9 protein-coding genes are annotated in these 11,429 nt (G+C 38.0%); 2 read left to right on the forward strand and 7 right to left on the reverse strand.

Translation table 11 applies throughout. The annotated features are described in order from the left end of the window. Positions 1 to 312, forward strand: a 312-nt coding sequence (locus AP75_RS09390; RefSeq protein ID WP_143755802.1) for a transposase, incomplete at its 5' end; no start/stop codon positions are given. A gap of 140 nt (positions 313 to 452) precedes the next feature. On the opposite strand, the gene AP75_RS09395 is transcribed toward AP75_RS09390, so the two are convergent. Continuing rightward, a complete protein-coding gene (locus tag AP75_RS09395) occupies positions 453 to 2,858 on the reverse strand; it encodes an alpha/beta hydrolase family protein (RefSeq protein ID WP_088264436.1) in 2,406 nt (801 codons plus the stop codon). Between the two features lie 240 nt (positions 2,859 to 3,098). Between AP75_RS09395 and AP75_RS09400 the strand changes: the two genes are divergently transcribed. Continuing rightward, positions 3,099 to 4,205, forward strand: a complete 1,107-nt coding sequence (locus AP75_RS09400) for a Fic family protein (protein WP_031501517.1) — start codon at positions 3,099 to 3,101, stop codon at positions 4,203 to 4,205. Between the two features lie 111 nt (positions 4,206 to 4,316). Here AP75_RS09400 and AP75_RS09405 read toward each other — a convergent pair whose 3' ends face one another. The 6 genes from AP75_RS09405 to AP75_RS09430 form a co-directional block, all read right to left on the reverse strand. Further along, complete coding sequence (locus AP75_RS09405) at positions 4,317 to 5,291, reverse strand: deoxyhypusine synthase family protein (RefSeq protein WP_088264438.1); 975 nt, start codon at positions 5,289 to 5,291, stop codon at positions 4,317 to 4,319. A gap of 135 nt (positions 5,292 to 5,426) precedes the next feature. After that, positions 5,427 to 5,807 (reverse strand): GreA/GreB family elongation factor, encoded by a 381-nt coding sequence (locus AP75_RS09410; RefSeq protein ID WP_088264440.1) that lies wholly within the window; start codon positions 5,805 to 5,807, stop codon positions 5,427 to 5,429. A gap of 684 nt (positions 5,808 to 6,491) precedes the next feature. After that, complete coding sequence (gene arfB / locus AP75_RS09415) at positions 6,492 to 6,884, reverse strand: alternative ribosome rescue aminoacyl-tRNA hydrolase ArfB (RefSeq protein WP_088264442.1); 393 nt, start codon at positions 6,882 to 6,884, stop codon at positions 6,492 to 6,494. A gap of 17 nt (positions 6,885 to 6,901) precedes the next feature. Further along, the gene (locus tag AP75_RS09420; protein ID WP_088264444.1) at positions 6,902 to 7,942 is read right to left on the reverse strand and encodes an AMP-binding protein; all 1,041 of its coding nucleotides are present in this window, start codon (positions 7,940 to 7,942) and stop codon (positions 6,902 to 6,904) included. Further along, positions 7,942 to 9,720, reverse strand: a complete 1,779-nt coding sequence (gene argS, locus AP75_RS09425; RefSeq protein WP_031501518.1) for an arginine--tRNA ligase — start codon at positions 9,718 to 9,720, stop codon at positions 7,942 to 7,944. The genes AP75_RS09420 and argS overlap by 1 nt, the downstream gene beginning before the upstream one ends. Positions 9,721 to 9,802: 82 nt before the next feature. Continuing rightward, a complete protein-coding gene (locus AP75_RS09430; protein ID WP_088264446.1) occupies positions 9,803 to 11,422 on the reverse strand; it encodes a SusD/RagB family nutrient-binding outer membrane lipoprotein in 1,620 nt (539 codons plus the stop codon). Positions 11,423 to 11,429: the final 7 nt, after the last annotated feature.

The raw sequence follows: 11,429 nt of genomic DNA on the forward strand, positions 1-11,429 counted from the left end.
GCTGTTGATTTTCTCATGAGAACTTTGGCATATTTCTTAAGTCCTGTGAAGATTATTCTTGCTGATGGAGGTTACAGAGGAGAAATCATAGAACAGGTGAAAAATAAGTTTGCTTATCTAATCAATGTGGTGATGAGAAATGATGAAAAGAAAACAGATTTTAAGCCCTTTTCTAAAAGATGGATTATTGAACGGACATTTTCCTGGTTTGATAACGACAGGAGATTATGCAGGAATTACGAATTACTAATGGAAAATTCTGAAAATATGGTAAAATTATCCGCTATAAAAAATTTATTGAATAAAATTTAAACAGGCTCTAAATTAAAAAAATATAATGTCATTTTTTTATTTGCAAAAATCAATAGTAGTTCTATTTATTTCGATTAAAAGGGTTTTGTAAAAGAAGATTTAACAAAAAAACCGCCTTTTGTTAGGCGGTTTTGATGAGTTTATTTTTCTTTCAGACATTTATCGAGAAATTGCTCTTGTTCCCATAATGTGTGTAGAATGCTTTCTTTTGCAGCATATCCATGAGATTCTTTCGGGAGTAAAACCATGCGAACGGGTGCTCCTAAATTTTTAAGTGCTTGAAAATATCGTTCGGTTTGCAAGGTGAAAGTTCCCGGATTGTTATCCGCATCTCCATGAATCAACAGTAAAGGTTTTTTCATTTGATCGGCGTGCATAAAAGGAGACATCGTATTATATACTTCCGGCACGTCCCAATAATTGCGTTGCTCTGACTGAAAACCAAATGGAGTCAAAGTTCTATTATAAGCACCGCTTCGTGCTACTCCACAGGTAAAATCATCACCATGAGTTAGCAGATTAGCGGTCATAAATGCACCATATGAATGACCTCCTACCGCAACTTTTTTCCGATCGATATATCCTAGTTGATCTACAGCATCAATTGCTGCTTTTCCATTGGCTAGAAGTTGAGGAATAAAGGTGTCGTTTGGTTCAGCTTTTCCTTCACCGATGATTGGGAAGGCTGCATCATCTAAAACCGCATAGCCCTTAGTTACCCAATATATGAACGATCCATAACTTGGAAATGTGAAATCATTGGGATTTTGGGTATTCATTCCAGCGGTATTTTTGTCTTTATACTCTGTCGGATAGGCCCAAATTAGTAAAGGTAATTTTTCTTTTTTGCTTTTTCTATCGTAGCCGGCCGGTAGATATAAGGTTCCGGTGAGATCTACGCCGTCATTTCTTTTGTATTTGATCACTTCTTTATAGACTTTTCCCAAGCTAGCAAAAGGATTTTCGAAGTTGGTTAATGCTTCAATCCTTCCGGTTTTAATATTTTTTTTATAGGAGTTGGGGTATTGGGTTGCGGATTCTTGGCGGACCAAAATTTCACCTTTTTCAATATCCATAATATCGATGATGCTTTCTTTCACTCCGCTTACTTGTGCGGTGTACAATCTTTTCTTTGCTAATGATTTTAAATCGTGCTCATCAATAAAAGGTTTTTGTCCATCTTTCGTGAAGCCCTCTCCGATGAGGTATGCTTTGTCCTTCTTTACATTGATTACATTTCTTCCATATTCATTTTTAGTTTCAAAAAATTGCCCAGGATCATTATACACATCCTGAAAATTCCGATCTTCTATCATCCGTGATGTTCCGGTATTCAAATCTAGGAGATAGGATTTGGTGTTCCTTGTATCATACCAGCTTTCGGAAATAACCGCGTAATTGGAATTAGACCATTCTGTCCCTGAATAACGCTGTTTTGTCCTGAAAAGGCTTTTCGCAGCAGTGGTAAATGGAGCTTCCCATGTGAAAATTTCGTCTCTGTACTCCGCGGTTTTATTTTGGTCGCCTCCGTCCAATGCTTCTGCGTACACCAAGGTTGCCGGCTGATCATCGCGCCATGTCATGTTTCTTTTTCCGGTTCGAACAGAAGAAAAACCTTTAGGCATAATTTCAGTTAGTGGTACCTCGTTCACTGTTTTTACCAACTTACCAGCTTGGTCGTAAATGGTAGTGGTCATTGGAAATCGACTAAGCGGAACTATGTAAGAAAAAGGTTTCTTGATGGTGGTAAGCATTAAATATTTACCGTCCGGCGAGAAACTCATTCCTGCATAGAGATCTGCAGTTTTTTCCTCGGTTATGTCTCCATTGAGATTAACTTTTTTCAGATCGGCTTTAGTCAAAGTTTCAAAATTAATTTCATCCTGAGGATTTTTTAACAAATCCTGATACGTTCTGTTTTGGGAAACTTTTCCATCGGATGTAGAAATAGTGGGGCCTGTAGGAAGATCTTTGCTCGAATCAATTAACTTGGGTTTATCTGTGGGAATAGTTTTAATTAATAAATTCTTGGAGTCTTTATACCACAGATAAGGCATACCGAGGTTTGCATTGAGTTGATCAGCGACGAGTTTGGTAGCTGTTGAACTAGCTAAATCTAGCACCCAAAGTTCTACACCTTTGTCGGTAGTATTAGTAAATGCCAATTTCTTCTCGTCTGGTGATAGAGTGGTATAGGCGATTTTAGCTCCTTTCGGCAACCCTTTCACTTGAGTTTCATCTTTATCTTTTACTTTTTTTATTTTCAGGTTGGTGATGTAGGTTAGTGAGCTTGAAATATTGGTTACAGGATTGATTCGCAAACCGCCCAACCTCATTTCTTGTTGGTTCAGTTCATCTAAAGATTTATAGGTATCTCGGTAAGAGAAAATCATCCATTCTCGTTTGCTGTCCATAGATACCGAAGGTGGTCTTTGGTAATCTGCTAATTTCAGAATCTCTGCAGAAGGTTGTTGGTAGCTTAAATTTTCTTGGCCGTTGATCCATCCTATCATTGCCAAAAATACCACTGTAATAGTTTTTTTCATTTAATATCAGCTTTAATTACGAAAATAAGAAAATTTAATGAAGAAATACCTTGGAAATATAAAATTCATTGAACTTATCTGGAGCTTTATGGAAAAGCTGTCCGCAGCTTTCGAGTCATTAATACTTTCTTAGTCTTCCTATCTCAATTCTTAGGATTTCGAACAATTGAGCCGATTAGAAAGGATAATCGGCTCATTATTTTTAGTATATTTGAGCCGAATATTAATCGCAATCGGCTCATGAACTATATTTGGCAATTAGAAAACTTTCCGGATTTCTCGTACAGCACCGAGAAACTACTTCCTGGTATTCAGAATTTTGCTTTAGAATTGGGAGAGACCAATGGTATTTTGCAAGGTTTTTCTGAAGAAACAAAACGGGATGTTTTTACAGAATTATTGCTTTCAGAAGCATTGAAAACTTCTGAAATCGAAGGTGAATATTTTAGTAGGGAGGAGGTAATATCATCATTGAAACTCAATTTAGGATATAAAGATTTCCATAAAACCACAAAAAATAAAAAAGCGAATGCTATTGCGGTATTAATGATTGAAGTCCAGAAAAGTTATAACAAAACATTGGACGAAAATCTATTATTAGATTGGCATAAAATATTAATGGAATACGAAGAATCCATTAACCACGGTCAGTTTAGAAAAGGTAAAGAACCAATGCAAGTGGTTTCTGGGAGCTTCGGAAATTTCACCGTTCATTACGAAGCACCTCCTGCTAAAGATTTACCGGTGCTGATTCCGGAATTTATTGGTTGGTATAAAAGCTTTACTGAACCAAATTTAGGGAAAGTTGGAGAGGCGATGTTATTGGCGGCAATTGCTCATTTATATTTCGAGACATTGCATCCTTTCGAAGATGGAAACGGACGTATCGGACGCGCCTTAGCCGAAAAAGCGTTAGCTGAAAAATTGGAAATACCCATTTTTGTAGGTCTTTCAAAAGCAATTGAGAAAGACAAATCAAGGTATTATAATGAATTGAAAAAGGCACAGAGAAACTTGCAGATTACAGACTGGGTGCATTATTTCTTTGATATTTTGAATGCTGCGCTTATTAATTCTAAAAACGTAGTGACTTTTACACTAAAAAAAGTCCGGTTTTTTGACAGTTTTCAGGATCAGCTTAATGAAAGGCAATTAAAAGCCATCAATAAAATGATGGAGCAGGGAGAAGAGGGATTCGAAGGTGGCATGACTGCCAAAAAATACATCTCCATCACTAAAACCTCAAAAGCTACAGCAACAAGAGATTTACAGCAACTCGCAGAAATGAACGCCTTTATTAAAGTAGGAGCCGGCCGTTCCGTTTCGTACGAGTTGAACATGTACTAAAACTCAAACTTCTTTCTACCACACTTAACATCATTCTATCCACACCCCCAATCACATAAAAAACTCTCACAACCTAATGCGAGAGTTTTTTATGTTTAAAAGAAAATACAATTAAGAATTTTCTAAAATATAAGTAAACATCAGCGGTGCGCAAATGGTGGCATCACTTTCAACAATGTATTTTGGTGTATCCACATCGAGTTTCCCCCAAGTGATTTTCTCGTTCGGAACTGCTCCGGAATAAGATCCGTAAGAAGTTGTAGAATCTGAAATCTGGCAGAAATAAGCCCAGAAAGGGACATCTTCCCATTCCAAATCCTGATACATCATCGGTACTACACAAATCGGGAAATCTCCAGCAATTCCTCCTCCGATTTGGAAGAAACCAACGCCTTTTCCACCGGAATTTGCACGATACCATTCCGTTAAGTAAATCATGTACTCGATTCCAGATTTTACGGTATGAACATTCAGTTTCCCTTTGATGACGTTTGACGCAAAAATATTTCCTGTGGTCGAATCTTCCCAACCTGGACAAACAATCGGAAGGTTTTTCTCGGCTGCTGCGACAATCCATGAATCTTTCGGATCGATTTCATAATATTGCTCCAAAACACCGGAATTCACTACTTGATACAAAAATTCATGCGGGAAATAACGTTCTCCTTTTTCTTCTGCAGCATGCCACACATCTTCCAAATGCTTTTGTAGACGACGAAATGCTTCCTCTTCCGGAATACAAGTATCGGTTACACGATTGAAGTGTTGATCCAGCAAATCTCTTTCTTGCTCGGGCGTCAAATCTCTATAATTAGGTACTCTTTTGTAGTGTGAATGAGCAACTAAGTTCATTACATCTTCTTCAAGGTTAGCTCCTGTACACGAAATAATCGCTACTTTGTCCTGACGGATCATCTCAGCCAAAATCTTTCCTAATTCCGCTGTTGACATCGCTCCGGCCAAGGTAATCATCATTTTACCGCCGTCTTTTAGGTGCGCAACATAGCCTTTCGAAGCATCCACCAATGCTGCTGCATTGAAATGGAGATAATATTTTTCTAGAAATTCTGTGATCGGTTTATTCATTTCTCTAATTGTTTTTGCAAAGATAATATTTTAGGTTGGAATCGAAATCCCGTACGTTTAAAAGCTTATTATTCCAAAGAAAAAAGTACAGCCCATCATGAGCCGTACTTTCATTTTTATATAAAGAAATTATTTTTAGTTCTGCCAATTTTCAACCTTCAAGACTTCAATTCTACGCTCTCCGTCTCGGAAAGGCCATTCAATGACATCACCAACCTTGTATCCTACCGTTGCCAAAGCCATATCCGACAAAATGGAGTGCTTATTTTTCTTTGGTCTGGCTTCTGAAACACCTACAAAAATATATTCTTCTTCCTTATTTTGGCTTAAGTCCTTGATGGTTACTTTTCGGTTCACCGTCACTACGTCTTCCGGTAAAACCCTTCTTCGCACTTGTAGCGCATTTCGCAGTTCGGAAGCCAATCTTACTTCTTCATTGTGACTTACTTTTTTTCTTCTTAAATTATCTTTTATTGCGTCGTAAATTCCTGTTGTTAAAATGATTTGATCGGACATTATTCTTATATTTTTTAAAATGAATTAAATATGCTTCCAAGTTCGGTTCAACGCAATTAGGCAAAACGTCAATGGATATTTTGTCTGCCGAAAGCACATCTCGAAATGATTATTAAAAAACGATGGGTTCCCCGTCTTGAACCTGACAGGGATTAATGGATAAAGTCCTTGGAACTTTTCAGAAATGAATCGGTATGAAGATACATCAATGACTGCAAAAGTCCTGATAGACGACCAAAGTCGGATAAAAAGAGCGATAAAGCCATGATGATTGAAGATTTTTACGAAGATAATGAATAACTTACTGAAAAACAAATATTTAACGTCGATTAACAAATGGAGAAAGAACCAAGAATCAAGAACCAAGAATCTGAAATCTTGCATCTCGAATCTTTTACCCCCTTTTGAATAACTAAAAAAAGAAAAAACTTTTGATCCTTTTGTGGTTGAAAAAGAGTTAGAAGGTTAAGAGGTTATAAGGTTAAAATGTTTTCGAATGAAGAGTCAGGAGCCAAAAATCTGAATATCATTACTTGAATCTGACGTTCACCTTTTTCGTCCTTTGGAATAGCTTAAAAAAGAAAAAACTTTTGATCCTTTTGCGGTGAAAAAAATGGCTTTATAATCAAGAGCCAAGGATCTGGAATCTGACATCTAGCATCTAACATCTAACATCTAACATCTTCAAAACCTAAACCTCCTATTCTCCTTCTTTTCGGAAATCTGTTTTTTTGCCATGATGCGTTTTTCAATTTGCCTTTTCGATGGTTTTGTGGCCTTTCGCGGTTTCGGTTTATAAAGTGATTTCTCCACCAATTCCAAAATCTTGTCGGTTGCTATCTTTTTATTCTGAAGTTGGGTGCGACCTTCCGAAACGGTAAGCTGAAGAATTCCGTCTTGATTGATACGGTTTTTGAGCTTTTCCGAGATCAGTTCAATTTCTTCGTTGCTAAAAAATTCGGTGTCGGCAACTTTCCATAGCACCGTCACGGATGTTTCTACTTTATTCACGTTTTGGCCTCCTGCGCCACTGCTGCGGGAAGTTTTGTAGGTAAGCTCTTTCGTGAAATTTCTCATGGCGGAATCAATCGGATTTAGAACAAATGTAGCAATTCTTTCCTATTAATTTTTCCGTTGGGAAGTCTCGGAATTTTTTCAAGATAAAAAATCTGTTTCGGAAGATGATTTTTGGTAAAAGTTTCGGCAAGTTCCGATAGAATAGGGCGAAGCTGTGATTTCAGTTTGTCGCTTTCATCGCTTTCAATAATCGCAACCAGTTTTTGACCATAAGTTTCATCATTTAAACCTAAAAAAACAATCTCGTTGGAGAGTTTTTGCTTCATGAAATATTCCAATTGTTCCGGGAAAATCTTCAAACCTGCGGAATTAATGACATTATCGAATCTTCCTAAAAACTTAAATTGTCTGTTGTTTTTTAATTCAACTAAATCGTTCGTTTGAAGAATCTCAGGATTAAGTTTTGGAGCTTTTATGTTGAGACATCCTCTTTCATCCAAAGAGATTTCAACGCCTTTAAATAAGGTGAAATGTTCTTCCTGAATGGGATAAAGTTGTTTCAAAGCAATGTGGGAGAGCGTTTCGCTCATTCCATACGTTTCGTAAATCGTAGTTTTGTTGGAAGTACTGCGAAGGACTTTATCGATTTTTTGTTTTAAGGATTCCGAAACTTGCGCACCACCGATGATGATTTTTTTAATGAAATGAATCTCATCAAGCGAATTTTCAACCTGAAGTGGCGACATCGCACAAAAATCAATGTCATGATCGAGGTTTGCAAGAGGTGTTGATGAAGGGCTTTCGATCGTAAGTTTTAATTTTCTTACCACAGAACGGACGATCATCATCTTACCGGAAATATATTCAACAGGAAGGCAAACCAAGGCGGAATCTCCTTCTTTTAATCCAAGATAATCGCAGGTCATCTTTGCTGAACTCCTCATGCGTACCTTTTCGATTTCAAAAACCTTCGGAACGCCGGTGGAACCGGATGTTTGTACGGAAACCGTGGTAGAATCGGAATACCAATCCTCCAAAAAAGAAATCACTTTCTCCTCAAATTCGGTTTGGGGAAAAAGTGATTTTAATTGTATATTTTTAGAAAAATCGAGTTCCATTACATTCTGTCAACCGTTCCGATTCCCAGTAGTTCTAGGCCTTTGCGGATGGTTTTTCCGGTAAGGGCGGATAATTCGAGACGGAAGTTTTTTGTGTTTTCGTTTTCTTGGTTGAGGATCGGATTGTTCTGGTAGAACGAGTTGTAAGATTTCACCAACTCATAAACATAATTGGCAACCAATGCCGGCGAAAGGGTTTCCGCTGCTTTGGCAATCACCTCCTTGAAGTTGGAAAGATTCATCACCAATTCCTTCTCATAATCGTTCATTTCGTACTCGGCAATCGTTTGGTCCGCATAGTTGGCTTTGTTCAGCAACGATTGAATTCTCGCATAAGTGTATTGAATAAAAGGCCCTGTATTTCCGTTAAAATCAATACTTTCTTTTGGATTGAAGAGCATTTTTTTCTTCGGATCTACTTTCAGCATGAAATATTTCAAGGCGCCTAAACCTACTGTTTCGTAAGATTTTTCTTTGTCTGCCTCAGACAGGTTTTCCAATTTGCCCAATTCTTCGGCTTTTTCCTTGGCGGTTTCTACCATTTCCTGCATCAAATCATCAGCATCTACCACTGTTCCTTCACGGGATTTCATTTTTCCTTCTGGCAATTCTACCATTCCGTACGAAAGGTGGAAAAGGTTTTCTGCCCAGCTGTAGCCCATTTTCTTTAGGATCTTGAACAGCACATCGAAGTGATAGTCTTGTTCGTTTCCTACGGTATAAATCAATTTCTGTATGTTATTTTCCTTGAATCGCTGAACAGCAGTTCCCAAATCTTGAGTCATATAAACCGAAGTTCCATCGGAGCGAAGGAGTAATTTCTGATCCAAACCTTCGTCGGTAAGGTCGCACCACACCGATCCGTCGTCTTTGCGATAAAGCACACCGCTGATTAAACCTTCCTGGATAAGATCTTTTCCTAAAAGATAAGTATTGCTTTCATACTGAACTTGATCGAAATCTACGCCCAATCTTTGATAGGTTGCACCGAAGCCTTCATATACCCAGCTGTTCATCTCTTTCCAAAGCGAGCGTACTTTTTCGTCTCCTTTTTCCCAGTCGAGCAACATTTTTTGAGCTTCAAGAATAATAGGAGCTTGCTTTTTGGCAACGTCTTCATCATATCCTTGCTCCTTCAGTTCGGCGATTTCTTTCTTATAGTGTTGATCGAATTCTACATAATAATTCCCCACAAACTTATCCCCTTTAATTTGGGTGGATTGTGGAGTTTCACCATTTCCGTAACGTTCCCAAGCAAGCATCGATTTGCAGATGTGGATTCCTCGGTCGTTGATAATTTGGGTTTTGATAACATCGTATCCGTCTGCTTTAAGGATTTGTGCTACCGAATATCCCAATAGATTATTTCGGATATGTCCCAAGTGAAGGGGTTTGTTGGTATTGGGTGAAGAATATTCCACCATGACGGTTTCGTTCTTTGGAGCTGCTTGATCGAAGTTTTCTTTGGTAGATTTAAAATTCTCTAAAAAGAAACTTTTCTTAATGGTTAGGTTAAGGAAACCTTTCACCACATTGTAGCTTTCCACAAGATCGGATTGCGTAGAAAGGGCATCACCCAGTTCCATTGCGATAAGGTCCGGACTTTTCTTCAATACCTTCACGAGAGGGAAGGTCACGATCGTAAAGTCGCCTTCAAACTCTGATTTGTTTTGCTGTACCTCAAGCTTGATGGAATTCGGATGATTCACATCATCAACCTGAAAAACCGATTGAATAACCTCCGCGATTTTATCTTCAATGATATCTTTAATATTCATGTTACAATTTTGAATGACAAATATACGGAAATAAAAAAACCACTCCGAAGAGTGGTTTGGAATTATCATAAACTAATTCAAATTAGTTTTTGTCCCAGATTAGTTTGGTGCTCATTTTATCACCTCCTATAGCTGTTGCTGCTGCAGCGTAGTTTTGAGGATTCAACGTTTGAATTAATGTTGGATAATACAATCTTGTCGGTAAATCTGTAAGATCTGCAATTAGTGGTTCAAACATGTAAGTAGTTGCTCCTTCAAACGGTACATTCAATGTTCCTGTTTCGCCAGGAAGTAAAAGAACAGAGGTGTCAGGATATCCAGTTCTTCTGTAATCCGCCCAAGCTTCGTATGGTTGCATGAATAAAGCAACATACTTTTGTGTCATTACATTTTCAGCATTCGCTGGGGGTAAAGAATTTACGAATGCATCTATATCTGCACTATTAACTCCCCACTTTTCCATAGAAGCTCTAACTCCCTTTTCATAATTAGACTGGCTCCAACCATTGGCCTCACTTAAAAGGAATTCAACCTCAGAATATTCCATTAAGATTTCAGTATAGTCTTGTTTGTAAACATGCTTACTAAAGAAGTTTGATTGCTCTGCTTGTGACGTAGATAAAGATTGATCTAGACCATATGGCTGCCCTATGTAAAGGCTAAGATCTGTAGACTCAGACAGAGAACCATCAATTATCCTCTCTTTTAGAGTCTTGTCTGGATTAGCTGCGATTTCCTCATCTGATAATTTATTCTTAGATACATATTTAAAAAGTCTAGGATCCAGACCAAAGCTCGCTGTATTTCCTTTTAGGAGATCAATAAATGTTTTAGAAACAGAGAAATCGGATCTCTCAAGGAAGTCTTGAAACAGGGGTGAAGGGTTGGTACGATTGTTTTCGTAGGTTACACCAACATTATCATCATTGGAAGTCATTAAACCTCCTGCAATGGCAGAAGCGATATGTGCTTCCGCACCAGGAACTACTCCTTTAACTCTTGTTGCAACACGAAGTCTCAATGAATTTGCAAATTTCACCAATTTTTCTGCGTCCCCGCCGAAAAGAAGGTCACCTTGGGTAAAGACAGGTTTTCCAACTTCAACCATTGCAGCTGCCTCCTGCAATTCTTTCATAATGTCTGCATACACTTTCTGTTGGGATGCAAATTTTGGCTTAAGAAATTCTTCTACATTCAATGCCTGAAAATCTGCGTCTTTATTCCCATAAGAATAGTAAGGAATATCACCAAAAGTATCTGCAAGGTTTAAAAATACGTAAGAAAGCATAACTCTTGACGCAGCAATCTGATTTTTATTGGATCCATACGCACTTGCGGCTACAGCTGTTTGAGGATTTGTGTTGATATCAATAATTTGCTTATAATTAGACGCTGCACCGTAAAGGTTTCTCCATAGCGCATCACCACTCGTAAGACGGTATTGATATCTGTCTTCTTCTGTATATGCGGTTTGCGCTGAATATTGCATCCATGGTAATGCTACTCTTGCAGACTCGAAGGAATTTCTTGTCGCGTCAGTCACTGCCTTATTCGCAGCGTTATAAATACCGTAAGTAAGTGCTACTTCCGGGTTATTAGGATTCGTATTGATTTCTTCAAAGCTGTCTGAACAACTCACAACCGCAGTTGTGGTAAAGAATGCTGATGCTAATACGAATGCATATCTTTTAATATTTTTCATTGTTATA

The sequence above is a fragment of the Kaistella haifensis DSM 19056 genome (assembly GCF_000735695.2).
GTDB lineage: Bacteria > Bacteroidota > Bacteroidia > Flavobacteriales > Weeksellaceae > Kaistella > Kaistella haifensis.